Below are 25043 nucleotides of genomic sequence, written 5' to 3'. Positions count from 1 at the left end.
ACACGAGCGGCGCCCCTCCGGTCGGGACGGGCGCCGTCGTACCGCGCTGGTGGCGCTAGGGGACCCGGGACAGGCTGTCCGCCAACGGCTCCCGGCGATCTTGCCCGACCGCCGATCGGGTCGGCCTGCCCAGCGGCCACCACACCCGATCACCCGCCAGGAAGGTCAGCGCCGGGACCAGCACCGTGCGCACGAGCAGCGTGTCGAGCAGGACGCCGAACGCGACCGTGAAGCCCAGCTGCGCCAGCGAGACCACCGGCAGTGTGGTGAGGACGGCGAAGGTGGCGGCCAGCACGATGCCCGCCGAGGTGATGACCCCGCCGGTGACGCTCAGACTGCGCAGCATGCCCGCCCTGGTCCCCACCTCCGCCGCTTCCTCGCGCGCCCGGCTGACCAGGAAGATGTTGTAGTCGACGCCGAGGGCGACCAGGAACAGGAACGCCATCAGCACCAATCCGGAATCCAGGCCCTGGAATCCGAAGACGTGCTCGAACACCAACACGCTCGCCCCCAGTGCCGCCGCGAAGGACGCCATCACGGTGAGCACCAACCCGATCGGCGCGACGAGCGCGCGCAGCAGCAGCGCGAGCACCGCCGTGACCACCAGCAGCACGAGCGGGATGACGACCCTGCGGTCGTGCGCCGAGGCCTCCGCGGTGTCCAGGTTCGCCGCGCTCGGCCCGCCGACGACGGTGCCGGGCGCGGTCGTGGCGAGGGCACCGCGCAGCCGGTCGATGGTCGCGGTCTCGGCCGGGGTGCCGGCGAGATCGCGGGGGAGAGCGGTGATTTCGCTGATCCCGGCGCCGCTGCGCCCGTCCTCGACCTCGGCGATGCCGGAATCGGCGCGGACTGCCGCGACGACCGCGTCCCGCGATCCGGTGGGGCTCACGATGGTCAGCGGGGTGCCCGCGCGGGCCGGGAAGTGCTCGGCGATCACCCGCAGGCCGGTCACCGACTCGGGCGCGTTCACGAATTGGTCAGCGCGAGAGAGCGAGTCGGTGTTGCCGAGCAGGCCCAGGCTCAGCCCGCCCAGCACCGCCAGGGCGGCGACCGCGCTGATCGCGGGCTTGTCGGCGATGACGGTCCCGATCCGGACCCACAGCCCCGAGGCGGTCGGCGCGGCAGTGCCCGGTCGCGGAACGCGCGGCCAGAAGATCCACCGCCCGCACACCACCAGGATCGCCGGGAACAGCGTCACCATCACCACGACCGTGCAGACGATGCCCGCCGCCCCGACCGGCCCCATGCCCGCCGCGCTGTTCATGTCCGCCGCCAGCAGGCACAGCAGGCCCAGGCTCACCGTGGCCGCCGAGGCCGCGATCGCGGGGACGGTACGCCGCAACGCCGCGACCATGGCCGCCCCGACATCGGCCGTGGTGCGCAGCTCTTCGCGATACCGGGCGACGATCAGCAGCGCGTAATCGGTGCCGACGCCGAACACCAGGATGGTCAGCACCGCCGCGCTCTGGTCGTTGACGGTGATGCCGAACGCGCGCGTCAGCCCGTATACCGCCGCCATCGCGGCCACATTCGCCACCGCCACCGAGACCAGCGGGAGCAGCCACAGCAGCGGACTGCGGTAGGTCAGCAGCAGGATCACCGTGACGACGAGCATGGTGACGATCAGCAACCGCTCGTCGATCCCGTCGAACGCGCCCTCGAAATCGCCGTCGAGCGCACCGGGCCCGGTCACCGAAACCTCCAATCCCGCAGGATGTTCGGCGACCGCCGAACGCAGATCGGCGAGGTACTCGGCGGGTTCGCCGTGGCTCGCCGCGACCAGGAGCGGATACATCACCGCCGCACCGTCTTCGGCGGCCACGGGCTGCTCGGGACCCGCGGTGCTGCCGTATTCCGCACGGAGGGCGGCGTAGTGGCCGGTCGCCGCCTGCCGATCGGCCGCGGTGAGCCCGCCCGGCCGGTGGTACACCACCAGGAAGGTGTTCTCGGTGCCGCCGGGCAGCGCCGCCGAGAGTTCCTCGGCCAGGGTGGATTGCGCCGCCGCGGGGAGATAGTCGGTTTCTTTGTCGGACTTCGCCGCGTCGAGCGAACCGGCGAGCGGGAACAGGGCGAGTACCGCCGCGACCCACAGCCCGATCAGCAGCCACGCGCGTGCTTTCGAGGAGAACAGGAATCTCATGCGAGCAGCGTCGCGCCGGATCCGCGCCGAATCGTCCGCCCACGGGCCGGTCTCGCGGATACTCCGCGCGGAGTACGCACGGCGGTCGCGGCTGCCGGACAATGAACGGCGATGCACAGGCGATGGTGGACCGACGGCGCGCTCGCCGCGGCGGTGTTCGTCGGGGAACTGGTCCTCGCGCGGGCGTTCGCCGAACAGCGCCCGCTCGACGCGGTCGGGGTGGCGCTGCTGGCCGGCACGACGGTGCCGCTGGTCGCCCGGCGCCGGGCGCCGATGATCGTGCTGGCCGTGCACGTGGCGTTCGCGCTCGGCTATCACACGCTCGAGTACCCGCACGAGGCCGCGTTCCCGTCGACGATGGTCGCGCTGTACACCGTGGCGGCCGACGGGAATCGCCGCCGCACGTTCGTGGTGATCACGGCGGTGGTCCTGCTCGGGGTCGGCGGCATGCTCGCCTCGCCCGAGCTGGGCGAGAACCTGCCGCTGCAGGCCTTCGGTACGACCGGCTGGATCGTGGTGTCGTGCGTGGCGGGCGAGGCCGTCCGATTGCATCGCGCCTACCTCGGTGAGGTACTGGCCCGCGCCGAACGCGCCGAGCGGTCGCGCGACGAGGAGGCCGAGCGCCGGGTCGCCGAGGAACGGCTGCGCATCGCCCGCGACCTGCACGACCTGCTCGCCCACACGATCACCGTCATCCAGGTGCAGGCCGGAGTCGCCGGGCACCTGCTCGCCGAGGGGCACGACGACCCGGCCGTGCTCGGCGCCGCGCTCGACACGATCACCGACGCGTGCGTCGACGCCAGGGCCGAACTCCGGGCCACCGTGGGTGTCCTGCGCGCGCCCGGCGGCGATTCGCGCTCGCCGCTGCCGACGCTCGAGCACCTCCCGGTGCTCACCGACACGGTCGCGGCGGCGGGCGTCGCGGTGACCACCGCCGGAACCGGCCGCGTCCGGGCCTTGTCGCCGACAGTCGAACTGGTCGCCTACCGGATCATCGGTGAAGCGCTGACGAATGTCGTCAAACATTCGGGCGCGCGGGCTGTCCGGGTCGGCTTGGACTATCGCGACACCCGGCTGATCGTCACCGTCGCCGACAACGGCCGCGGAACACGATCGACGACCACCGGATTCGGGATCAGGGGGATGACCGAGCGCGCCGAGGCGATCGGTGGCACCTTGCGGGTGGACAGCACGCCCACCGGCTGCACGGTGACCGCGGACCTGCCGTTGTCCTCGATGGCGGCCGAATCCGGCAGGGCCGCACCATGATCCGGGTCGTGCTCGCCGACGATCAGGCACTGGTCCGCGAAGCTTTCGCGCTGCTGGTCGACTCGGCCCCGGACCTGACTGTCGTCGGGCAGGCCGCCACCGGCGCCGAGGCGATCACGCTGGCCCGGTCCGAACGCGCCGATGTGGTCGTGATGGACATCCGGATGCCCGAACTCGACGGCATCGCCGCCACCGCCCGGATCGCCGCCGACGAGGACCTGGCCGGTGTGCGCGTGCTGGTGCTCACCACCTACGACACCGACGACAACGTCCTGGCCGCCTTGCGCGCCGGCGCCAGCGGATTCCTCATCAAGGACACCAGGCCCGCCGCCCTGCTCGCCGCGATCCGCACGGTCGCCGCGGGGGAGTCGCTGCTCTCGCCGAGCGCCACCGCCGCCGTCATCGCCCGGGTCAGGGCCGTGCCCGATCCCGCGCCGCGACCGTCGCTGGGCACGCTCACCGACCGCGAACTCGACGTGCTGATCCTCGTCGCCAAGGGGATGTCGAACGCCGAGGTCGCCGAGACCCTCGTGGTGAGCCCGCTGACGGTGAAGACCCACGTGAGCCGGATCCTCGCCAAACTGCTGGCCCGCGACCGGGTACAGCTGGTCATCGCCGCCTACGAAGCCGGATTGGTCATCCCGGGCCCGGGTTAGGCCGGTCGACGGGGTCGCGAAAAGGCCGCTTCATCTGCGAAAACGTGGTCGACCACGATTCGGGCTTGTGTATACGTATACTTCTACATATAGTTGGGCATAGCCGGAGCGACACCACATCGAGTCAGCCCGGGACGTTCCTTCCACACCTTCCGAGGAGTATCGCCATGCCTACCTTCCAGACCCCGGACCCGATCACCGTCACCGTCGACGTGCCGTGTGGTGACGTGGTCGTCACCGCCGCCGACCGCGCCGACACCGTAGTCGAGATCCGCCCCACCGATCCGTCCAGCAAGAGCGACATCCGCGCCGCCGAGCAGATGACGGCCGAGTTCGTCGCGGGTGCGCTGACCGTGCGCTCGCCGAAGAGTAAGTGGTACTCCGGTGCGTTCAGCGGCAAGTCCTCGGTCCAGGTGCGCATCCAGGTTCCGGCCGGTTCCGAACTGAAGGCCTCGACCGCGCTCGGTCGCCTGGTCGGCGCGGGCGATCTCGGCGAGTGCGACCTGGCGGTGGCCGCCGGAGACATCACCGTCGAGCGCCCGCGCGGGTCGGTGACCGCGAAGACGGCCAAGGGTGACATCCGGATCGGCGAAGCCGCCCGCGGGGTGTTCCAGCTGGAGACGTCGATGGGCGAGCTGGTGGTGGGTGTCCGGGCCGGTACCGCCGCGCACCTGGAGACCTTCGCCGCCTACGGGTCGATCACCAACGACGTCGCCGCGGCCGCCGCGGCGGGCGACGACACGGTGCGCGTCTTCGCCCGGAACATGTACGGCGACATCACCATCGGTCACGCCACCGTCGCGGCGTGACTCGCTGCCCGGTGGCGGCCGCTCCCGGTGCGGACGGTCGCCGACCGAGTCGGGCTACTCGGCGGGGACCGGGCCGTCGTCGGGCGTCGGCGCGATCACCCCGGTCGACTCCGGCAGCAGCGGAGCCACCGCGAAGCGGCCCGCGATCGCGTCGGCGGGCAGTGCCTGCACCGCGCGGACGCCGGGTCGCGTTGCCAGCTCCCGCAATTGGGGGAGGGTGCCGCGCACGACCAGCCCGGCCGTGCACGCGCAGCCCGCGCGCAACCTGGCCTCGGTGACCCGGGCGATATCGGCACTGCGCTGATCCCGGAACCGCTGGGCGGCCACCAGTCCCGCCGCCGCGTCGGCGGAGCGCACGGCCGGTTCGTCACCCGCCGGGGTCGCGACGGTGATCACCGGAGTCTGGACCCGGTCGATCGGGACGTGCTGGATCACCCCCGCCACCCGCAGGCCGTCGGCGGCGGCCGGAATCTGTTGCGCGGTCAGGTAGTCGGTGAACGACACCAGCGCCCAGTGCGGATCGGTGTCGGCGCCGTCGAGCGAAGCGCGCGCCTCGCGCAGGTAGTCCTCGACCTGCTCGCCCTGGGCGGGGCCGAGCCGATCGGTCGTCACGCCCATCGGCGGGCGGGGATTGAGGATGCCGAGCACGACGACGACCACGGCCAGCGCCACGGCCGCGGCGATGAACAGCGCCGTCCGCCCCGATACGCGGCGATCCCCGGCGCTCCCGCGGTCGTCCGGTGCCGGGTCCGGCACCGGTTCGGACGACCGCGGGTCGTCAGGCATTGCGCAGTACGTCCAGTGCGCCCGCGAGGTCGTCGGGGTACTCGCTGGTGATCTCCAGCCAGCGACCGTCGGCGGGATGGTGGAAACCGAGCTGGCGCGCGTGCAGCCACTGCCGTTCCAGCCCGAGGCGCTTGGCCAGCGTCGGGTCGGCGCCGTAGGTCAGGTCACCGGCGCAGGGGTGGCGGACGGCCGAGAAGTGCACCCGGATCTGGTGGGTGCGGCCGGTCTCCAGGTGGACATCGAGCAGGCTGGCCGACTGGAAGGCTTCGATCGTGTCGTAGTGGGTGACACTGGGCCTGCCGTCGCCGGTGACCGCGAACTTCCAGTCGTTGCCGCGCGCCCGCCCGATCGGCGCGTCGATGGTGCCGCTGCTCGGATCGGGATGTCCCTGCACCAGGGCATGGTATTGCTTGTCCACCGTGCGCTGCTTGAAGGCGCGCTTGAGCATCGTGTAGGCGTGTTCGGACTGGGCGACCACCATCACGCCCGACGTGCCGACGTCCAAGCGGTGCACGATGCCCTGCCGCTCGTGCGCGCCCGAGGTGGAGATCCGGTAGCCCATCGCGGCCAGGCCGCCGACCACGGTCGGGCCGGTCCAGCCGACGCCGGTGTGCGCGGCGACGCCGATCGGCTTGTCCACCGCGACGATGTCGTCGTCGGCGTAGAGGATCTTCATCCCCTCCACCGGGGTGGCCTCCACGGTCAGCTCGCGCTTCGGTTCGGGGAACACCACTTCCAGCCACGCGCCCGCGGTGAGCCGGTCCGATTTGCCCGCGGCGACGCCGTCGAGCTGCACCGAGCCCTCCTCGGCCATCGCGGCGACCGCGGTCCGCGACAACCCGAGCAGCCGGGACAGGCCCGCGTCGACCCGCATCCCGTCCAGCCCGTCGGGAACGGGCATGGTCCTGGTTTCCCTCACGCGGTCTCCTCTGTGTGCTTGCGACCGCTGCGGGTGCCGTCCGGCTCGAACCCGAACACGGTGAGTGCGACGAGCAGGATCGCGCCGCAGACGATGGCCGAGTCGGCGACGTTGAACACCGGCCACCAGCCGACGGCGACGAAGTCGACGACATGGCCCTGCAACGGGCCGGGGTAGCGGAAGATCCGGTCGACCAGATTGCCCAGCGCGCCGCCGAGCACCATGCCCAGGCCGATCGCCCACCACAGCGAGCGCAGCGTGCGCCCGATCCGGATGACGCCGATCACCACGGCCGCGGCGATCAGGGTCAGCAGCCAGGTCATGCCGGTCGCCATCGAGAACGCCGCGCCCGGGTTGCGCACCAGGGTGAACCGCGCGAAATCGCCGATGATCGGCACCGATTCGCCGGGATCGATGAGGGCCACGGCGAGGCACTTGGTCAGCAGGTCGAGGCCGAACAGCACGACGGCGATGATCAGCAGCGTCGTCAACCGACGGCGACCAGCGGGTTTGTCCGTTCCGGTGGGCTCGGGCGCGGCGTCGGGGGCCGGTGCCGCCGAGTCGTCGCCCGTCTCGGGAACGGCAGCGTTGTCGGATGGCCGGTCTTCACTCACGCGACCATCATTCCCTAGTGGCGATCCGCGCTGCGCCGCGGTGCCCGGGAGTCCCAGCTGTTACTCAGGAAGCGGTCGTACCCTGATGGCTGTGACGGTGTTGTCTAGTTCTCGCTTACCCCGCATCGCGCGTCCCGGGGTGTTACTCGTGGCGCTCGTGCTCGGGTTCGCGACCTTCGGCGCGGGGTGCGCCGACCGGTCGGCATCGCCCGCCGATGTCGAGGGCACCGAGCCGCTCGGCATCGGTAAGGAAGTGACGGTGCCGATCACGGCCGCCGTCACCACCCTGGTCTCGGCCGGCGACGAGCCGCGCGATCTGCTGCGTCCCCGCTACCCGGCGGGCACCACGCAGGAGGTGACGCTGTGCACCGACTACCGGATCCAGCAGCAGGTCAACGATCAGCCCGCCCGCGACTTCTCGCCCGCCGCGCTGACCATCCCGATGACCGCCCGCGCCGGCACCGACGGGGTCGACGTCACCGTCGGCACCGTCACCACGCCGGACCCGGTCCTGAACAAGGCGTTCACCACCGCCGACGGTTCGCACGCGGGCTTGGAGATGAGCGACCTGGGCGCGATCACCGAACTGCGCCTCGCGCCGTCGCCGGATACCCCCAACACGGCGCGCGCCGCCCTGGAACAGGCCTTCTACCAGGCCGTCTACCGCTCGATCGCGTTCCCCGACGCGCCGGTCGGCGTTGGCGCGGTGTGGACGGTGCACCAGGAGATCACCGGCGGCGTCACCCTCGACCAGATCACCACCGCCACCCTGACCAGCCGCGACGGCGACCGGCTCACCATCGACCTGCAGGTGACCCAGACCCCGACCGAGAAGGTGTGGATGCTGCCCAACAACGCGGGCTCGCTAGAGATCGAGGGCTACGTGATGGAGGGCACCGGCACGATCACCGTCGATCTCGGTCTCCCGCTGCCGGTCTCGGGGGCCATCGATGTCGGCGGTCAGCAGATCTACCGCGACGCGCGCAGCGTGAGCACCCTCGTGCAGACCCAGTCGACGCGCGTCTCCTGGACCGAATGATGCGGTCGACCCTGCTGCGCGCGAGCGCGGCCGCGTCGGCCTGCGCCGCGCTCGCCGGTGTCGTCGGCTGTGGGTCCGACGACGAGCCCGCCGGTTCCTTCCCCGCGGCCGCCACGGCGGCGCCGGGCAGCGGCACGGTGGTGCGCGATCCCGCCCAGCTCGCGGCCGGGCTGCTGGCGGCACCGGATCTGCCCGGCGACTTCAGTGTGGTCCCGCCGCGCACCGGCGACGACGGTCCGGCCGTGCCGCCCGCGGCGCCCACCGATCCGCCGGACTGCGGCAGGCTGCTCAGCCCGCTCGCCGAGCAGCACCCGGGATCGTCGGCGGCCGCGTCCGTCCAGTTCGCCGGACCGAGCTACGCCACGATCGATATCGATGCCGCGAGCTATCCCGATGCCGCGCTGGCGGCCGCCTTCGACGCGGTGCAGGCGCAGCCGCGACGCTGCGCCGCCTACACCGGCGACGACGCGGGCGTGCACATCGACTACCGCACCACCGCCCTCACCCAGCCGCCCGCGGGCGACGCGAGCTCGGCCTTCACCCTGACCGCCACCAGCGAAGGCTTGACGCTCACCTCCGCGGCGGCCCTGGTGCAGGTCGGCAACACCCTGGTCCAGGTCGTGGTCACCGCGCCGGAGACCGTGGACCCGGGGGTGCTCGCCGACCTCACCGCCGCGCAGGTGCGCAAGCTGCGCGGCTGAGGCGCCTCAGGTGGTGGCGGGCACCGGCGGCGCGATCTTGCCGCCGAGATGGGCGATGTAGCCGCGCACCTCGTCGGCCGAGCGGTCCGGCATCCCGAAGACCACCTCGGTGACGCCGAGTTCTTCCCACTGCGCGAGCTGCGCGGCGTCGTAGCGCCCGGCCAGCGCGATCACGCGCGGCGTGCCCTCGCGGCCCGCCTCCCGCCAGACCCGGTGCAGCAGCGCGATCTTCTCACCGAGGTCGCCCTCGGTCGGGGTGGTGATCCAGCCGTCGGCGTGCTGGGCCAGCCAGCCGAAGGACTTCTCGGTGCCGCCCGCGCCGAGCAGGACCGGGATCGTCGGGCTGGTCGGCTTCGGCCACGACCAGCTCGGCCCGAACCGCACGAATTCGCCCTCGAACTCGGCTTCCTCCTGCGACCAGATCGTGCGCATCGCGTCGAGGTGCTCGCGCAGCACGGTGCGCCGCTTCTTGGGCGGGACGCCGTGGTGGGCGAGTTCGTCGGTGTTCCAGCCGAATCCGACGCCGAGCTCGACCCGGCCACCGGCCAGGTGATCGAGCGAGGCGATGGTCTTGGCGAGGGTGATCGGATGGTGCTCGGCGGGCAGCGCGACCGCCGTCGACAGGGTGATCCGCTCGGTCACCGCGGCCGCCGTCGCCAGCGCCACCCATGGATCGAGGGTGCGCAGGTAGCGGTCGTCGGGCAGCGAGGAGTCCCCGGTCTGCGGATGTGCCGCGGCCCGCACCACCGGGATGTGGGTGTGCTCGGGGACGTAGAACGCGTCGAAGCCCGCGTTCTCGGCCGCCAGCGCGGCGTCGGCGGGCGTGATGCCCCGGTCACTGGTGAACAACACGAGCCCGTAGCGCATGTTCCGGCCCTCCGGATCAGACAACAAAACTGAAACAAGTTCTACCAGTCTTTCGGGCCTGCCGGAAGACCGTTCACCGGATGACCTTTCCCCGGCGAGTGGAGGGGAATAGGCTCTGAACGGTCCGAGCATCAACCTCGACCCGGAGGTATCCGATGTCTGATGTTTCCCCGTTTCCCGCTGGTTATCCGCGTATCTGTCCTGGCATCTCGTGTGCGGGCGCCGGTGCCGCGATCGATTTCTACATCGCCGTGTTCGGCGCCACCGAGCGCATGCGCATGCCAGGTCCGGACGGCACCGTCGCGCATTGCGAACTCCTCGTCGGCGACTCTGTTCTCATGGTCGGCGACCCGGCGCCGGAGATCGGCTTCCTCGACCCGAAGGCGGTCGGCGGTTCGCCGGTCAACCTGATGGTCTACGTCCCCGACGCCGACGCCGCGTTCGCCGCCGCCCTCGGCGCGGGCGCCACCGAGATCAACCCGATGACCGACCAGTTCTACGGCGACCGCAGCGGCGCCTTCGAAGACCCGTGGGGCCACCGCTGGACGGTGGCGACCCACATCGAAGACGTCACGCCGGAAGAGATGCAGCGCCGCATGGACGAGATGATGAACGCGGCGGGCTGATCGCGGCCTCAGGCGGGCACGATCGAATCACCCTCCACCCGTACCGGTTTCGCCGGCAGCGGCGCCGTGGCAGGACCCGCGGTGACGCTGCCGTCGAGCCCGAACCGGCTCCCGTGGCACGGGCAGTTGATCGAGCCGTCGGCGACCGAGCCGACCCGGCAGCCCGCGTGCGTGCACGTCGAGGACAACCCGACGAAGGTCCCCGCCGACGGCTGGGTGATCACCGTGTCCCCGACGATCACCCCACCCCCCACCGGCACATCGGCGGTCTTCGCCAACGCCCCCGTCGGCCCACCGACGGGCGCCTGCGCCGCCGCGGGCGCACTCTCGTCCTTGCCCGCGCAGGCGGCCACGGTCGCGGCCGCGGCGAGCACCCCCGCGCCGACGACTACGGTCCTGCGGTCGAGCTGTATCTCGTTACTGGTCATCGTGGAACTCCGATCGGAACTAGCGACGTAGGCGGCGGCCGGGCGGTCCGACCGCTCCTTATCGGTTCAACGGGATCGGCGGGTCCCCGGTTCGAACTCTCGACCGGATGATCGGGGACGATTTCTCCGGGACTTCCCCGATGTGGCCGGGACCGGTGCGGGCTTACTGTCACGCACGTGAAGGCGATCGTGCAGCAGGTATACGGATCTTCGGCGATGCTCGAGGTCGCGGAGGTCGAGCGGCCCGTGGCCGGGGCCGGGCAGGTGCTGGTGCGGGTACGCGGGGCATCGGTGAACGCGCGGGACTGGCACATCATGCGGGGCGATCCGAAGATCGTGCGGTGGCTGGACCGGTCGGTGTTCGGGCGGCGCGGTCCCGCGCAGCCGATCCACGGCGGCGACTTCGCGGGGACCGTCGAGGCGGTCGGCGCCGGGGTGACGGATCTACGGCCCGGTGACGAGGTGTACGGCGAGTCGAGCAGCGGCGCGTTCGCCGAGTACCTGGTGGTGGACCGGTCGGTGGTGGGTCTCAAACCCGCGGGGCTGAGCTTCGCCGAGGCGGCGGCCGTCCCGCTGGCCGCCAACACCGCGCTGACCTGCCTGCGACACGTGACAACGGGGGAGCGGGTGCTGGTCATCGGCGCGTCCGGCGGGGTCGGCACCTTCGCCGTGCAGCTCGCGCTCGCCGCGGGCGCCGAGGTCACCGGGGTGTGCAGCACCCGCAATGTCGAGCTGATCCGCGGGCTGGGCGCCGCCCGGGTCGTCGACTACACCCGCGACACGGTGACCGGCCGCTACGACACCGTCCTCGATCTCGCGGGTAGCCGGGGTCTGCGCGAACTGCTGCGCCTGGTCGAGCCGACCGGCACCCTGGTCCTGTCCGGCGGCGGAAACTACACCGGCGGTAGCCTTTTCGGCCCGCTCGGGCTCATGGTCCGCGCCCAGCTCAGCCGCCCGTTCGTGCGCCCCACCCTCCGGGTGCCGACGGCGAAGCAGAGCAGCGCGGCACTCGACGAACTCCGTGCCCTGATCGACGCGGGCCGGGTGCGGCCGATCATCGACCGGACGTACCCCCTCGACGAGGTCCCCGCCGCCATCCACTACCTGGAGACCGAGCACGCCAGGGCGAAGGTCGCGATCACCGTCGGCTGAGCGCCGTCACTGCAGGCGGAACTCCATCATCGCGATCGCGTCGTCGACCGCGACGATGAGATTCTCCAGCCGGGTGTACGGGTCGGGCGCCGACAGCGCCGCCTGCCGGTCGGTCGGCCCGATCGGCAGGCGCGCGGCCAGCTCGTAGGAGCGCACCGTCGGGTCGTCGGAGAGGTCCTCCAGCGACGCCGACGGCGGTGGCCGCCGGATCCCGGAGCGCCGCGCGAGCTGCGCGGTGAGCGTGTGCAGCCGATCGGCGCGTTTGCGCAGGTCGGCCAGCAGTTCGCTGTCGTCGGCGCCGACGCCGTCGGGCCACGCCGTCACCTCGGCGCGCGGGTAGGGCGCGTCGGGGAGCCATTCGTCGACCCGGATCCGCTCGGTGCCCGCGCAGCGCAACCGGAACCGCGAGCCCGACAGCTCGACGACATCGGTGATCCGGGCCAGGACGCCGAGATCGGTACGCACCTCACCGCCACCGACCTCGTGCCCCCGCGCGATCAGGACCACACCGAACTCCGGCTCCCGCCTGCCGTCGAGGCAGTCCTCGACCAGCGCGACATAGCGCGGCTCGAAGATCTGCAACGACAGCGGCTCGCCGGGCAGCAGGACCGCGCCCAGCGGGAACATAGGGATCTCCACCCTCACAGCATGCCCGCTGTCGCGGACGCCGTGCCCCTCCGACATGCGTGCGCGACGGATCGCCGGGTCATCCCTTCGCGATCGCTTCGAACACGGTCGGGTCGACCAGCGTGGACGTGTCACCGAGTTCGCGGCCCTCGGCCACGTCGCGCAGCAGCCGTCGCATGATCTTGCCGCTGCGGGTCTTGGGCAGCTCGGGGACGAGGTGGATCTCGCGCGGCCGGGCGATCGGGCTGATCTCCAGCGAGACGGCGGCCTTGAGTTCGGTGACCAGCGCGTCGGTGCGCTCGGCCGACCCGGTGAGGATGACGAAGGCGACGATGCCCTGCCCGGTGGTCGCGTCGCTGGCGCCGACGACGGCGGCCTCGGCCACGGCCGGGTGCCCCACGAGCGCGGACTCGACCTCGGCGGTGGAGATGCGGTGGCCCGACACGTTCATCACGTCGTCGACCCGGCCGAGGATCCACAGATCGCCGTCGGCATCGAGCTTGGCCCCGTCACCGGCGAAGTACCAGCCCTCGGAAGCGAAACGCTGCCAATAGGTTTCACGGAACCGATCCATGTCGTTCCAGATGCCGCGCAGCATCGACGGCCACGGCTGATCCAGCACGAGCAGGCCCGAGGCGTCGTTGCCCAGCGGGGTGCCGTCGTCGTCGACGACCTTCGCCGAGATACCGGGCAGCGGTGCGGTGGCCGCGCCCGGCTTGGTGTCGGTGACGCCGGGCAGGGGCGAGATCATGATGGCGCCGGTTTCGGTTTGCCACCAGGTGTCGACGATGGGGGTGGTGTTGGCGCCGATGACGTCGCGGTACCAGCGCCAGGCTTCGGGGTTGATGGGTTCGCCGACGGAGCCGAGCAGGCGCAGGGTGGTCAGGTTGTGGGCGTCCGGGATCTCACGGCCCCACTTCATGAAGGTGCGGATCAGGGTGGGGGCGGTGTAGTAGATGGTGACGCCGTACTTCTCGATGATCTCGAAGTGGCGGTGTTCAGTGGGGGAGTTGGGGGTGCCTTCGTAGACGACCTGGGTGGCGCGGTTGGCCAGTGGTCCGTAGACGATGTAGCTGTGTCCGGTGACCCAGCCGATGTCGGCGGTGCACCAGTAGACGTCGGTGCCTGCTTTGTGGTCGAAGACGTTGTGGTGGGTGTAGGCGGCTTGGGTGAGGTAGCCGCCGGTGGTGTGCAGGATGCCCTTGGGCTTTCCGGTGGTGCCGGAGGTGTAGAGGATGAAGAGGGGGTGTTCGGCGGGGAAGGGCTGGGCTTCGTGGGAGGGCGAAGCGAGCGAGACGGTCTCGTCCCACCACAGGTCGCGCACCGGCGTCCACGGCACGTCCAGTCCGGTGCGCCGCACCACCAGCACGTGCTCGACCGAGGTCGGCTCGTCGCCGAGGGCCTCGTCCACCGCCGACTTCAGCGGGGCGGGCTTGCCGCGCCGCCACTGCCCGTCGGTCGTCACGATCAGGCGCGCCTGCGCGTCGTCGACGCGCTGCCGCAGGGCCGTCGGCGAGAACCCGGCGAAGACGACCGAATGGGTGAGTCCCAGGCGCGCGCAGGCCAGCATCGAGACGATCGCCTCGGGCACCATCGGCATGTAGATCGCCACGCGATCACCCGCTTCGAGGCCGAGCGCGGTGAACGCGTTGGCCGCGCGCGAGACTTCCTCGAGCAGTTCGCGATAGGTGATGTCGCGCGAGTCGCCGGGTTCGCCTTCCCAGTGGATGGCGACCTGGTCGCCGTGCCCGTCGATGACGTGGCGGTCGACGCAGTTGTAGGCGACATTGAGCTCGCCGTCGGCGAACCAGCGCGCGACCGGGGCGTCGCTCCAGTCCAGTACCTGGGTGAAGGGCGTGTGCCAGTGCAGCCGGTGCGCCTGTTCGGCCCAGAAACCGGCACGATCGGTGGTGGCCCGCTCGGCGAGCGAGGCATCGGCATTCGCCTGCGCGACGAACTCCGCGGCGGGCGGGTAGCTGGTCGCGTGGTCGGGCCGGGTGGGGTCGGTGACTGCACCGGTCACAAGAGATCTCCTTCGAACGAACAGGGGTGAAGCCCGTGCCGGTGGTGGGAGGGCACCGGCACGGGCTGGGGCAACGTCAGTGCGAGATCGCCTTCTCCGCACCGACGCCGGTCAGTGCCCGGACTTCCATCTCCGCGGCCTTGGCGGTGTCGACCTGCTCGCCGCGGCCACCGGCGTAGGTGCCGACGATGCCGAGTACGAAGGCCAGCGGAATGGACACGATGCCTGGGTTGGACAGCGGGAACCAGTGGAAGTCGGTGCCGGTGATCATCGAGGTCTTGGTGCCCGACACGGCCGGGGAGAACACGATGAGCACGATGGTCGAGATCAGGCCGCCGTACATCGACCACAGCGCGCCGGTGGTGTTGAAGCGCTTCCAGAACAGCGAGTACAGGATCGTCGGCAGGTTCGCCGCCGCCGCCACCGCGAACGCCAGCGCCACCAGGAACGCGATGTTCTGGCCGTTGGCCAGGATGCCGAGCCCGATCGCGAGCACGCCGATCACCACGGCGGTGATCCGCGAGACCCGCACCTGCTTGCGCTCGTCGACATCGCCCTTCTTGATCACGCTGGCGTAGATGTCGTGGGCGAACGAGGCCGACGCGGTGATCGTCAGACCGGCGACCACCGCCAGGATCGTCGCGAACGCGACCGCCGAGATCACGCCCAGCAGGATGACGCCACCGAGCTCGAACGCCAGCAGCGGCGCCGCCGAGTTCTGGCCACCCGCCGCGGCGAGGATCTTGTCCGGGCCGACGATGGCCGCCGCGCCGTACCCGAGCACCAGGGTGAACAGGTAGAACGCGCCGATCAGGCTGATCGCCCAGACCACCGAGCGCCGTGCCTCTTTCGCGGTCGGGACCGTGTAGAAGCGCATCAGCACGTGCGGCAGACCCGCGGTGCCCAGCACCAGCGCCAGACCCAGCGACAGGAAGTTCAGTTTCGAGGTGTCGCTGCCGCCGTACTGGGCGCCGGGCGCGAGCACATCGCGCGCGGCGACGGCCTTGTTGGTCGACTCGCTCACCGATTCCTGGGCGGCGCCGAGGATGTCGGAGAAGTTGAAGCCGAACTTGGCCAGCACCAGCACCGTCATCAGCGCGGCGCCCGCGATCAGCAGCACCGCCTTGATGATCTGCACCCAGGTGGTGCCCTTCATGCCACCGACCAGCACGTAGACGATCATCAGCACGCCGACGATCGCGATCACGACCGATTGGCCCGCGCGGCTGGAGATGTCGAGCAGCAGCGCGACCAGGCCGCCCGCGCCCGCCATCTGCGCCAGCAGATAGAACAGCGACACGGTCAGCGTGGTCAGCGCGGCCGCGGTGCGCACCGGGCCTTCCTTCAACCGGAAGCTGAGCACGTCGGCCATGGTGAATTTGCCGGTGTTGCGCAGCATCTCGGCCACCAGCAGCAGTGCGACCAGCCAGGCGACGAGGAAGCCGATCGAGTACAGGAACCCGTCGTAGCCGTAGACGGCGATCGCGCCCGCGATGCCCAGGAAGCTGGCCGCCGACAGGTAGTCACCGGCGATGGCGATGCCGTTCTGTGGACCGGAGAAGCCACGGCCGCCGGTGAAATAGTCGGCGGCACTGGCGTTGTTGCGGCTGGCCCGGATCACCACGACCATGGTGACCGCGACGAACAGCGCGAAGATGGCGATATTGGCGACGGGGTTACCCACCGTCGTGTCCGCGGCAAGAATGGTCACGCGCGGCCTTCCTCGAGAGATTCGCGAATGGCCGCGGCGCGCGGATCCAGCTCACGATTGGCGAAACGGACGTAGAGCCCGGTGATGAGGAATGTGGACACGAACTGCCCGAGGCCGAGCAGCAGACCCACATTGATGTTGCCGAAGACCTTGGTGGCCATGAAGTCGTGCGCGTACGCGCCGAGCACCACATAGCTCAGGTACCACAGCAGGAACAGCGCGGTCATCGGGAAGACGAAGCGGCGCAGGCGATTGCGCAGATCCTGGAACTGCGGGCTCGCCTGCACGGCGAGCCATTCGTCGGCACTCGGCGTGCGCCGGTCGGGCGCTTCTTCGGTGTCGGTTTCGGTCATGCCTGGTGGTCCTAGCGTGAGGAGTGTCGTGCGTGCGATGACCGTAAGACGCGGAGTATGAGCGTGTAATGATGTGGCGTGGGTCACTCGGTGAAGGTGGCCGCCGGTGCGGTGAACGGTCGCTGTGGCGCGACGAACGGTCAGCGGTCGACGGCGGTTTCCGGCTCGCGGTCGGCGCTCATGCCGAGGCGTTCGGGTGCGTGCAGGCGCAGGAAGATCCCCGCGACCGTGCGCTGATCCTGCCCCTGGGTCACCAGGCTGACCACGATCGTCACCGCGAACGCCAGCGGCACGCTCACCGCGCCCGGATAGTCCACGATCGCCGACGGCCAGCCACCGGCCAGCTCCGGCGAGACGCCGCCGAGAACCGCGAGCACCGTGGCGCCACCCGCGGTGATGCCGCCGGTGAGCAGCCCGCTCGCCGCGCCCGCCGCGGTCAGCCCGCGCCACCAGATGCCGAGTACCAGCAGCGGACACAGGGTCGAGGCGGCCACCGAGAAGGCGAGCGCGACCGTGCGGGACAGGTCGAGTGAGGCGACGGTGAGCGCCAGCGTCAACGGGACGAGCCCGGCGACCAGCGCGGCGGCCCGGAAATCCCGGATCCGCCCGCGCAGCACATCGGTGCTGAGCACGCCGGCGAGGCTGACCAGCAGCCCCGACGAGGTCGACAGGAACGCCGCGATCGCGCCCGCCGCCGCCAGCGCCGCCAGCAGCTGCCCGCCGAGTCCGCCGAGCACTGCGCCCGGCAGCAGGACAACCGCGGCGTCGGAGGCGCCGGTGATCAGCAATTGCGGCACGTACAGGCGGGCGAAGACGCCGAGCAGGATCGGGAACAGGTAGAAGACCCCGACCAGCCCGATCACCGTCAGCGCGGTCCGGCGGGCCGACGGACCGTCCCGATTGGTGTAGAAGCGGACCAGCACATGCGGCAGGCCCATCGTGCCGAGGAAGGTCGCCACGATCAGCGAGAACACCTGGTACTGCGGATGTTCGCCACCGAACCCGCCGCCCGGCGCCACCCAGCTCGCGCCGCCGGCGGGCGCGCCGGCGACCACCGGCACCGCCGAGCCCGGCTCCAGGATCAGCTCGGAGCCCTCGGTCAGGGTGTGGTCGCCGGGGGTGAGCAGGACCGGCCCGTCCTCGGCCCGGCCGTCGAGGGTGCCGGTGACGCTCACCTGCTGCGACACATCGAGGTGCACCACCACATCGGTCGAGATGTCGACGGTGGTGCGCTGGTCGACCGTCGGTGGCGCGGGGGTGCCGACCGGCCGTTCGTCGGCCAGGAAGTGCAGACCGAGCACCAGGGCGGGCACCGCCACCGCCGTCAGCTTCAGCCAGTACTGGAACGCCTGTACCAGGGTCACCGACCGCATACCGCCGCCGATCACATTCGCCAGCACGATCGCCCCGACCGCGACGGCCCCCACCCACGGCGGGGCCCCGAGCAGGAGGTGCAGGGTCAGCCCCGCGCCCTGGAACTGGGGGATGAGATACACCGCGCAGACCACGACCACCAGCCCGGCGGCCATGCGCCGCAACCGGATCGACCCGAGCCGGAACTCCGCGAAGTCCGGGACGGTGTAGGCGCCGGAGCGGCGCAGGGGAGCGGCGACGAACATCAGCAGACCGAGATATCCCGCGGTGAAACCCACCGGATACCAGAGCGCGTCGGCGCCGTACTTGGCGATCAGGCCCGCGACGCCGAGAAACGAAGCGGCCGACAGGTATTCGCCCGAGATCGCGGCGGCATTCCACCGGGAACCCACCGTGCGCGAGGCGACCAGGAAGTCGGAGGTGGTGCGGGAGAGCCGGACTCCGTAGAAGCCGATCCCGATGGTGGCGAGCGCGGCCAGCAGCAGGGCCGCGATGGTGAGCGCCGGACTGTCCGGTGTCATCGGTGTCGCCTCGTGGTCAGCACGGGTCAGTCCCCGGCCAGTTCGAGGAAGTCGTCCTCGTTGCGCTGCGCCAGTCGCACGTAGAGGCGGCCCACCGCGTACAGGGCGGGGAACGCGAGCGCGCCGAGCACGATCCAGGGCAGCCGGATGCCGAGGACGGTCGTCGCGGCGATCGCGGCGATCCCGAACAGCACGGGCAGCGAGCCGAACACCGCGACCACGACCAGGCTCAGGCGCAGGGCCAACCCCAGTTGCGCCCGGATCAGTCCGCCGATCAGCGCCGCACCGAGATCGGTCTGCTCCACCACCTCGGTCCGGGTACGGATCTGGCGCGCACCCCGCCGCTGCGCCAGCACCACCCGTTCCCTGGGCGGCCGCTGCGGACCCGTCACCGCTGGGACCAGTTCTGCCGCGGCCCGTGCACCAGCCGCTGCTTGAGTTCGCGCACCTGGCGCCTGCTCACCGGCAGTTCCACCGCGCCGGCCCCGCCCTCGGCCCGCAGGCAGACCACGGTTCCCGTTCCGGTGCTGCGCATCCCGGTGACCAGCCGCAAGGCCACCAGATACGACCGGTGCACGCGCAGGAATCCCGCGTCCTCCCACCGGGCTTCGAGCGCCGAGAGCGGAATCCGCACCAGATGCGAGCCCGTGCCGGTGTGCAGCCGCGCGTAGTCACCGTCGGCCTCGACCCACGCGACATCGGCCCGGTTCACCAGCGTGGTCACCCCGCCCAGCTCGACCGGGATCACCTCGCTCGGATGCGCGGGTTCCGGCGGCGCCGCCGTGGGCACCGGCACCCGGGCCGCCACGATCCGCCGCACCGCCTCGGCCAGCCGCGCCCCGCGCAGCGGCTTGAGCAGATAATCCACGGCCCCGAGATCGAACGCCGCCACCGCGTGATCGTCGTGCGCGGTCACGAACACCACCGCGGGCGGCTCGGCGAACTCCGACAGAATCCCCGCCAGCTCCATCCCCGTGAGCCCCGGCATATCGATATCGAGGAACACCGCGTCGATCGGATGCGCCCGCAACAACCGCAGCGCCCCGGTAGCCTCCCCCGCCCGATGAATCTCCCCGACCCCCACCTGCGTACTCAGCAGATACACCAACTCGTCGAGCGCCGGCTTCTCGTCATCGACAGCGAGCACCCGCAGTGCGGTCGAGTTCTCATCGGTGTTCCAGGTCACAACCTGTCCATGGTAACCGGGCGAGTCGCCGTACTTCGCCGGAACCCTCGGCGGCGCCGACTGGGGGAGCGTCCGTCCGCGAGCGATGACGTCAGTCGCGCTCAGGCGTGGATGCCCGGGCGGAATTTCGGGACGCGCATGCTGACTTTGGTGCCCGCGCCAGGGGCGGTTTCGACGACCAGGCCGTAGTCGTTGCCGAAGGCGGCGCGGAGGCGGTCGTCGACGTTGGCGAGGCCGACGTGGGCGGCTTCGCCGGTGCGGGCGGGGCCGGTGTCGGTGTCGACGGCGTCCAGGGCGCCGGAGCGCAGGAGGTCGGGGTCCATGCCGATGCCGTCGTCCTCGACGCTGATCAGGCAGTCGGTGCCGGCGTCGGTGGCGACGATGCTGAGCTGGCCGCCGCGCCCGCCGCCGCCGAGCCCGTGCCGCACCGCGTTCTCCACCAGTGGTTGCAGCGCCAGGAACGGCAGCACCACGCCGAGCACCTCGGGCGCGATCCGCAGGCGGACCTCCAGGGCGTCGCCGAAGCGGGCCTGTTCGAGGGCCAGATAGCGTTCGATATTGCGCAGTTCGTCGGCGAGGACGGTGAATTCGCCCGCGGCACGGAAGGAATAGCGGGTGAAGTCGGCGAATTCGAGAATGAGCTCACGGGCCCGATCCGGATCGGTCCGCACGAACGACGCGATCGTATTGAGCGCGTTGTAGATGAAATGCGGACTGATCTGCGCCCGCAGCGCCCGCAATTCGGCCCGATCGACCCGGGCTCGCGAGGCATCCAGCTCCGCCAGCTCGAGCTGCCCGCACGCGTACCGGGCCACCTCGCCCGCCGCCCCGAGCATCCCGGGCCCCGGCTTCCCGGTGGTCACCATCCCGAGCGCCCCCACCGCCGCCCCCGTGTCGATCAGCAGCGGCTGCGCGATGAGCGAATGCTCGTCCCCGCTGACGAGCACCGCCCGCTCCTCGGCGATCGCCCGTCGCGCCGCCTCGTCGAACACCCCGGCCATCCCCGCGTGCGGCCCGTCCCACGCCAGCAGCGTCGCGTCCGCGTCCATCACCCCCAGCGCCTCGGCCCCGGCCAGCGCCCGCAGATGCGGCGCCGCCTCCCTGGCCGCCTCTTCGGTCAACCCCCGCCGCAACGGCACCGCCGCCAGCGACGCGGTGTGCAGGGCCTGATGCACCGCCCGCTGCGCGGGGGTGGTCACCACGCGCTGGGTCCGCCGCCACACCAGCCACGCGACGACCAGCACGATCGCGACACCCGCCAGCACCACCGCCGTGGTCGTCACCGGTCACTCCCGTCTACTCGCTCCGCGAACCGGCCCGGTTCGACGACGGCCGCACCCCGCGTGCGGACATCCGCCGATTATCGCCGCCCGCGGTCTCGGTGGTCCGATGATCGTCGACGGGCGCGCGCCCGGTTTCCGATCATGAACTAGCGGAAAACAGACGGTTGCTGCGGACTCGCCGGTGACGTTCGCCACGACACGCCGAACCAGGCCAGGGCGGGGGCGCGATGCCCGTGTGGCACGCGAAAAGTTGTCGGACCCACGTGCCTAGAATGCCTAGGCCAACCCCCGTCGACACCATGGGAGGAAGGACCGTCTTGGCTCCGTCCGGATCGTTCGTTCACCTGCACAACCACACCGAGTACTCCATGCTCGATGGTGCGGCGAAGATTTCGCCGCTGTTCGCGGAGGCGGAACGGCTGGGCATGACCGCCGTCGGTATGACCGACCACGGCAACATGTACGGCGCCTCGGAGTTCTACAACAGCGCCAAGAAGGCGGGCATCAAGCCGATCATCGGCATCGAGGCCTACATCGCGCCGGGCTCGCGGTTCGACACCAAGCGGGTGCAGTGGGGTGATCCCGGCCAGAAGAGCGACGACGTCTCGGGTTCGGGTGCCTACACCCATATGACGATGGTCGCCGAGAACGCGACCGGTCTGCGCAACCTGTTCAAGCTGTCGAGCCTGGCCTCCATCGAGGGCCAGCTGGGCAAGTGGGCGCGCATGGACGAGGAGATCATCGCGCAGTACGCGGAGGGCATCATCGCCACGACGGGCTGCCCGTCGGGTGAGGTGCAGACCCGGCTGCGCCTCGGTCACGAACGCGAGGCGCTCGAGGCCGCCGCGAAGTGGCAGGAGATCTTCGGCAAGGACAACTTCTTCCTCGAGGTGATGGACCACGGTCTGTCGATCGAGCGCCGGGTCCGCGAGGGCCTGATCAATGTCAGCAAGCAGCTCGACATCCCGCCGATCGCCACCAACGACTGCCACTACGTCACCAAGGACCAGTCGACCAATCACGAAGCGCTGCTGTGCATCCAGACCGGCAAGACGCTCTCGGACCCGACCCGCTTCAAGTTCGACGGTGACGGCTACTACCTGAAGTCGGCCGCGGAGATGCGCGCCATCTGGGACGCGGAGGTCCCCGGCGCCTGCGACAACACCGAGCTCATCGGTGAGCGGGTGCAGTCCTACGACGACGTGTGGGCCCACCGCGACCGGATGCCGATCTTCCCGGTGCCCGAAGGCCACACCCAGGCCACCTGGCTGCGCAAGGAAGTCCTCGACGGCCTGGACCGCAGGTTCCCCGACGGCCCGCCGCAGGACTATCTCGCGCGCGCCGACTACGAACTCGGCGTCATCTGCGAGATGGGTTTCCCCGCCTACTTCCTCGTCGTCGGTGACCTGATCCGGCACGCCCTCGACGTCGGCATCCGGGTCGGCCCCGGCCGTGGTTCGGCCGCAGGCTCGCTGGTCGCCTACGCGATGGGTATCACCAATATCGACCCGATCCCGCACGGCCTGCTGTTCGAGCGGTTCCTCAACCCCGAGCGCGTGTCGATGCCCGATATCGATATCGACTTCGACGATCGCCGCCGCGGTGAAATGGTCCGCTACGCCACCGAGAAGTGGGGCAGCGACCGCGTCGCCCAGGTGATCACCTTCGGCACCATCAAGACCAAGGCCGCGATCAAGGACTCCGCGCGAGTCCTGTTCGGCCAGCCCGGTTTCGCCATCGCCGACCAGATCACCAAGGCGCTGCCGCCGCCGATCATGGCCAAGGACATCTCGGTCTCGGGCATCACCGACCCCGACCACGAGCGGTACAAGGAAGCCGCCGAGGTCCGCGAGCTCATCGGCTCCAACCCCGATGTCGCCAAGATCTACGAGACCGCGCGTGGCCTGGAGGGCCTGATCCGCAACGCGGGCGTGCACGCCTGCGCGGTCATCATGTCCTCCGAGCCGCTCACCGACGCGATCCCGGTGTGGAAGCGCGCGCAGGACGGCGCGATCATCACCGGCTGGGACTACCCGTCGTGCGAGGCCATCGGCCTGCTGAAGATGGACTTCCTCGGTCTGCGCAACCTCACCGTCATCGGTGACGCCCTGGAGAACATCCAGGCCAACCGCGGCGTCGATCTCGACATGGATCACCTGCCGCTCAACGACCCGGCCACCTACGAACTGCTCGCCCGCGGCGACACCCTCGGCGTGTTCCAGCTCGACGGCAGTGCCATGCGTGATCTGCTGCGCCGCATGCAGCCCACCGGCTTCGAGGACATCGTCGCCGTCCTCGCGCTGTACCGCCCCGGCCCGATGGGCATGAACGCCCACAACGACTACGCCGACCGCAAGAACGGCCGCCAAGAGGTCAAACCGATCCACCCCGAGCTCGAAGAGCCGCTGAAAGAGATCCTGGCCGACACCTTCGGCCTGATCGTCTATCAGGAACAGATCATGCAGATCGCGCAGAAGGTCGCCGGGTACTCGCTCGGCCAGGCCGACATCCTGCGCCGCGCCATGGGTAAGAAGAAGCTCTCGGTGCTGGAGGAGGCCTACGCGGGTTTCCGCGAGGGCATGCTCAAGAACGACTTCTCCGAGCCCGCGATCAAGGCGCTGTGGGACACCATCCTCCCGTTCGCCGGCTACGCGTTCAACAAATCGCACGCCGCGGGCTACGGCCTGGTCTCCTTCTGGACCGCCTACCTCAAGGCCAACTACCCGGCCGAGTACATGGCCGGTCTGCTCACCTCCGTCGGTGACGACAAGGACAAGGCCGCGATCTACCTGTCGGACTGCCGCAAGATGGGCATCACGGTGCTGCCGCCGGATGTCAACGAGTCCGAGCAGAACTTCGCCTCGGTCGGCAAGGACATCCGCTTCGGTCTCGGCGCGGTCCGCAATGTCGGCGCCAACGTGGTGTCCTCGATCATCGCCGCGCGCAAGGAGAAGTCGAAGTTCACCGACTTCTCCGACTACCTGAACAAGATCGACGCGATCGCCTGCTCCAAGAAGGTCACCGAATCGCTCATCAAGGCAGGCGGTTTCGACTCCCTCGGGCATCCCCGCAAGGGCCTGCTGCTGATCCACTCCGACGCGATCGACGCGGTGATGTCGACGAAGAAGGCCGAGGCGATCGGCCAGTTCGACCTGTTCGGCGGCCTGGACGACGGCGACGACTCGGTGGCCTCGGTGTTCAACGTGAAGGTCCCCGAGGACGAATGGGAGACCAAGCACAAGCTCGCCCTCGAGCGAGAGATGCTGGGCCTCTACGTCTCCGGACATCCGCTCAACGGCGTCGAGCACGTGCTGGCCGCCCAGGTCGACACCCCGATTCCGGCGATCCTGGAAGGCGACGTCAAGGACGGCGCGCAGGTGACCATCGGCGGCATCCTCGCCTCGGTCAACCGGCGGATCAACAAGAACGGCCTGGCCTGGGCCTCGGCCCAGCTCGAGGACCTCACCGGTGGTGTCGAGGTGCTGTTCTTCCCGCAGTCGTACTCGGTCTACGGCATGGACGTGGTCGAAGACGCCGTCGTGCTGGTCAAGGCGCGCGTGTCCGTCCGCGACGACCGCATCTCGCTGATCGCCAACGACCTCGTGGTGCCGGATCTCTCGGCGATCGGGGTGGCGAAGCCGGTGGCGGTGGTCATGACGACCCGGATGTGCACGCCGGACAAGATCGGTGAGCTCAAGAAGGTGCTCTCCCGCCATCCCGGCACCTCCGACGTGCATGTCCGCCATGTCGGCGCACGGGAGAAGACCACCCTGCTCAAGCTCGACGACAGCTGGCGGGTGAGTCCGTCCTCGGCGCTGATGGGCGACCTGAAGGCACTGCTCGGTCCCGGCTGCCTGGGCTGAACCGGAGGCGAACGCGGGCGGCCGCGGTCTCGGTGGTCGTGTAGCGCTGGGAGCGCGGTCGGGCCGGGCGTGCTCGCGGTGTCTCGGCGGGTGCTG

Annotated in this window: 22 protein-coding genes; 8 read left to right on the top strand and 14 right to left on the bottom strand. The window is 70.4% G+C overall.

All coding sequences use genetic code 11. From position 1 onward, the window contains the following. Window positions 1-55 precede the first annotated feature (55 nt). The gene (locus tag ACFYWJ_RS31505) at window positions 56-2140 is read right to left on the bottom strand and encodes an MMPL family transporter (RefSeq protein WP_355284341.1); all 2085 of its coding nucleotides are present in this window, start codon (window positions 2138-2140) and stop codon (window positions 56-58) included. A gap of 111 nt (window positions 2141-2251) precedes the next feature. Here ACFYWJ_RS31505 and ACFYWJ_RS31500 point away from each other — a divergent pair, with 111 nt between their 5' ends. From ACFYWJ_RS31500 to ACFYWJ_RS31490, 3 genes are all read left to right on the top strand, one after another. After that, entirely contained in the window at window positions 2252-3409 is a 1158-nt protein-coding gene (locus ACFYWJ_RS31500) for a histidine kinase (protein WP_355284339.1), read from the top strand. Then, window positions 3406-4065 carry a response regulator transcription factor gene (locus ACFYWJ_RS31495; protein WP_355284336.1) on the top strand — a complete coding sequence of 220 codons (660 nt, stop codon included), beginning with the start codon at window positions 3406-3408 and terminating at the stop codon, window positions 4063-4065. The genes ACFYWJ_RS31500 and ACFYWJ_RS31495 overlap by 4 nt, the downstream gene beginning before the upstream one ends. A gap of 167 nt (window positions 4066-4232) precedes the next feature. Beyond that, window positions 4233-4874, top strand: coding sequence for a hypothetical protein (locus ACFYWJ_RS31490; protein WP_355284334.1), 642 nt, complete (start codon window positions 4233-4235; stop codon window positions 4872-4874). A 54-nt stretch (window positions 4875-4928) separates the two neighbouring features. Here the strand turns inward: ACFYWJ_RS31490 and ACFYWJ_RS31485 are convergent, their stop codons facing one another. Genes ACFYWJ_RS31485 through lspA form a run of 3 tightly spaced genes read right to left on the bottom strand, consistent with a single transcriptional unit; the run spans window position 4929 to window position 7193 of the window. Beyond that, complete coding sequence (locus ACFYWJ_RS31485; protein ID WP_355284331.1) at window positions 4929-5660, bottom strand: hypothetical protein; 732 nt, start codon at window positions 5658-5660, stop codon at window positions 4929-4931. Then, the gene (locus ACFYWJ_RS31480; protein WP_355284329.1) at window positions 5653-6579 is read right to left on the bottom strand and encodes an RluA family pseudouridine synthase; all 927 of its coding nucleotides are present in this window, start codon (window positions 6577-6579) and stop codon (window positions 5653-5655) included. Before ACFYWJ_RS31480 ends, ACFYWJ_RS31485 begins: the two co-directional genes overlap by 8 nt. After that, window positions 6576-7193 (bottom strand): signal peptidase II, encoded by a 618-nt coding sequence (lspA, locus tag ACFYWJ_RS31475; RefSeq protein ID WP_355284326.1) that lies wholly within the window; start codon window positions 7191-7193, stop codon window positions 6576-6578. The genes ACFYWJ_RS31480 and lspA overlap by 4 nt, the downstream gene beginning before the upstream one ends. Window positions 7194-7278: 85 nt before the next feature. On the opposite strand from lspA, the gene ACFYWJ_RS31470 reads away from it, so the two are divergent. Both ACFYWJ_RS31470 and ACFYWJ_RS31465 read left to right on the top strand, forming a co-directional pair. After that, the gene (locus ACFYWJ_RS31470) at window positions 7279-8232 is read left to right on the top strand and encodes a hypothetical protein (RefSeq protein ID WP_378833570.1); all 954 of its coding nucleotides are present in this window, start codon (window positions 7279-7281) and stop codon (window positions 8230-8232) included. Further along, complete coding sequence (locus ACFYWJ_RS31465) at window positions 8229-8933, top strand: hypothetical protein (protein WP_355284321.1); 705 nt, start codon at window positions 8229-8231, stop codon at window positions 8931-8933. The genes ACFYWJ_RS31470 and ACFYWJ_RS31465 overlap by 4 nt, the downstream gene beginning before the upstream one ends. 6 nt (window positions 8934-8939) lie before the next feature. On the opposite strand, the gene ACFYWJ_RS31460 is transcribed toward ACFYWJ_RS31465, so the two are convergent. Continuing rightward, on the bottom strand, window positions 8940-9800 hold the full coding sequence (locus ACFYWJ_RS31460; protein WP_355284318.1) for a TIGR03619 family F420-dependent LLM class oxidoreductase: 861 nt from the start codon (window positions 9798-9800) through the stop codon (window positions 8940-8942). 155 nt (window positions 9801-9955) lie between these two features. On the opposite strand from ACFYWJ_RS31460, the gene ACFYWJ_RS31455 reads away from it, so the two are divergent. After that, on the top strand, window positions 9956-10426 hold the full coding sequence (locus ACFYWJ_RS31455) for a VOC family protein (RefSeq protein WP_355284311.1): 471 nt from the start codon (window positions 9956-9958) through the stop codon (window positions 10424-10426). Between the two features lie 8 nt (window positions 10427-10434). Here ACFYWJ_RS31455 and ACFYWJ_RS31450 read toward each other — a convergent pair whose 3' ends face one another. Further along, window positions 10435-10854: a Rieske (2Fe-2S) protein gene (locus ACFYWJ_RS31450; RefSeq protein ID WP_355284308.1), complete on the bottom strand. Its 420-nt coding sequence runs from the start codon at window positions 10852-10854 to the stop codon at window positions 10435-10437. Between the two features lie 177 nt (window positions 10855-11031). On the opposite strand from ACFYWJ_RS31450, the gene ACFYWJ_RS31445 reads away from it, so the two are divergent. Next, the gene (locus ACFYWJ_RS31445) at window positions 11032-12006 is read left to right on the top strand and encodes an NAD(P)-dependent alcohol dehydrogenase (protein WP_355284306.1); all 975 of its coding nucleotides are present in this window, start codon (window positions 11032-11034) and stop codon (window positions 12004-12006) included. 6 nt (window positions 12007-12012) lie between these two features. Here the strand turns inward: ACFYWJ_RS31445 and ACFYWJ_RS31440 are convergent, their stop codons facing one another. The 8 genes from ACFYWJ_RS31440 to ACFYWJ_RS31405 all read right to left on the bottom strand — a co-directional run bounded on the left by ACFYWJ_RS31440 (window position 12013) and on the right by ACFYWJ_RS31405 (window position 21084). Then, window positions 12013-12633, bottom strand: a complete 621-nt coding sequence (locus ACFYWJ_RS31440) for an LON peptidase substrate-binding domain-containing protein (protein ID WP_355284387.1) — start codon at window positions 12631-12633, stop codon at window positions 12013-12015. 79 nt (window positions 12634-12712) lie between these two features. Beyond that, window positions 12713-14656 (bottom strand): acetate--CoA ligase, encoded by a 1944-nt coding sequence (acs, locus tag ACFYWJ_RS31435; RefSeq protein ID WP_355284304.1) that lies wholly within the window; start codon window positions 14654-14656, stop codon window positions 12713-12715. Between the two features lie 76 nt (window positions 14657-14732). After that, window positions 14733-16367: a cation acetate symporter gene (locus tag ACFYWJ_RS31430; RefSeq protein ID WP_355284301.1), complete on the bottom strand. Its 1635-nt coding sequence runs from the start codon at window positions 16365-16367 to the stop codon at window positions 14733-14735. Next, window positions 16364-16720 (bottom strand): DUF485 domain-containing protein, encoded by a 357-nt coding sequence (locus ACFYWJ_RS31425; protein WP_355284299.1) that lies wholly within the window; start codon window positions 16718-16720, stop codon window positions 16364-16366. Before ACFYWJ_RS31425 ends, ACFYWJ_RS31430 begins: the two co-directional genes overlap by 4 nt. Window positions 16721-16860: 140 nt before the next feature. Continuing rightward, on the bottom strand, window positions 16861-18615 hold the full coding sequence (locus ACFYWJ_RS31420; protein ID WP_355284296.1) for a cation acetate symporter: 1755 nt from the start codon (window positions 18613-18615) through the stop codon (window positions 16861-16863). Between the two features lie 26 nt (window positions 18616-18641). After that, window positions 18642-19007 (bottom strand): hypothetical protein, encoded by a 366-nt coding sequence (locus ACFYWJ_RS31415; protein WP_355284293.1) that lies wholly within the window; start codon window positions 19005-19007, stop codon window positions 18642-18644. Further along, window positions 19004-19801 carry a LytTR family DNA-binding domain-containing protein gene (locus ACFYWJ_RS31410; RefSeq protein ID WP_355284290.1) on the bottom strand — a complete coding sequence of 266 codons (798 nt, stop codon included), beginning with the start codon at window positions 19799-19801 and terminating at the stop codon, window positions 19004-19006. The genes ACFYWJ_RS31415 and ACFYWJ_RS31410 overlap by 4 nt, the downstream gene beginning before the upstream one ends. Window positions 19802-19902: 101 nt before the next feature. Then, window positions 19903-21084, bottom strand: a complete 1182-nt coding sequence (locus ACFYWJ_RS31405; protein WP_355284288.1) for a histidine kinase — start codon at window positions 21082-21084, stop codon at window positions 19903-19905. Between the two features lie 317 nt (window positions 21085-21401). Here ACFYWJ_RS31405 and dnaE point away from each other — a divergent pair, with 317 nt between their 5' ends. Beyond that, on the top strand, window positions 21402-24947 hold the full coding sequence (gene dnaE / locus ACFYWJ_RS31400) for a DNA polymerase III subunit alpha (RefSeq protein WP_378833550.1): 3546 nt from the start codon (window positions 21402-21404) through the stop codon (window positions 24945-24947). Window positions 24948-25043 lie beyond the last annotated feature (96 nt).

It is taken from the genome of Nocardia sp. NPDC003269 (assembly GCF_042888005.1).
Classification (GTDB): Bacteria; Actinomycetota; Actinomycetes; order Mycobacteriales; family Mycobacteriaceae; genus Nocardia.
Note: the sequence above shows the minus strand (reverse complement) of the source record. Positions and strands in the feature narration are given on the sequence as shown.

Excerpts from the sequence above, each read along its gene's own strand:
- ACFYWJ_RS31505 (WP_355284341.1), bottom strand. The coding sequence starts at position 2,140 with ATGAGATTCCTGTTCTCCTCGAAAGCACGCGCGTGGCTGCTGATCGGG.
- ACFYWJ_RS31495 (WP_355284336.1), top strand. The coding sequence starts at position 3,406 with ATGATCCGGGTCGTGCTCGCCGACGATCAGGCACTGGTCCGCGAAGCT.
- ACFYWJ_RS31440 (WP_355284387.1), bottom strand. The coding sequence starts at position 12,633 with ATGTTCCCGCTGGGCGCGGTCCTGCTGCCCGGCGAGCCGCTGTCGTTG.
- ACFYWJ_RS31465 (WP_355284321.1), top strand. The coding sequence starts at position 8,229 with ATGATGCGGTCGACCCTGCTGCGCGCGAGCGCGGCCGCGTCGGCCTGC.
- ACFYWJ_RS31450 (WP_355284308.1), bottom strand. The coding sequence starts at position 10,854 with ATGACCAGTAACGAGATACAGCTCGACCGCAGGACCGTAGTCGTCGGC.
- ACFYWJ_RS31455 (WP_355284311.1), top strand. The coding sequence starts at position 9,956 with ATGTCTGATGTTTCCCCGTTTCCCGCTGGTTATCCGCGTATCTGTCCT.
- ACFYWJ_RS31500 (WP_355284339.1), top strand. The coding sequence starts at position 2,252 with ATGCACAGGCGATGGTGGACCGACGGCGCGCTCGCCGCGGCGGTGTTC.
- ACFYWJ_RS31425 (WP_355284299.1), bottom strand. The coding sequence starts at position 16,720 with ATGACCGAAACCGACACCGAAGAAGCGCCCGACCGGCGCACGCCGAGT.
- ACFYWJ_RS31490 (WP_355284334.1), top strand. The coding sequence starts at position 4,233 with ATGCCTACCTTCCAGACCCCGGACCCGATCACCGTCACCGTCGACGTG.
- ACFYWJ_RS31460 (WP_355284318.1), bottom strand. The coding sequence starts at position 9,800 with ATGCGCTACGGGCTCGTGTTGTTCACCAGTGACCGGGGCATCACGCCC.
- ACFYWJ_RS31485 (WP_355284331.1), bottom strand. The coding sequence starts at position 5,660 with ATGCCTGACGACCCGCGGTCGTCCGAACCGGTGCCGGACCCGGCACCG.
- ACFYWJ_RS31420 (WP_355284296.1), bottom strand. The coding sequence starts at position 18,615 with ATGACACCGGACAGTCCGGCGCTCACCATCGCGGCCCTGCTGCTGGCC.
- ACFYWJ_RS31470 (WP_378833570.1), top strand. The coding sequence starts at position 7,279 with ATGGCTGTGACGGTGTTGTCTAGTTCTCGCTTACCCCGCATCGCGCGT.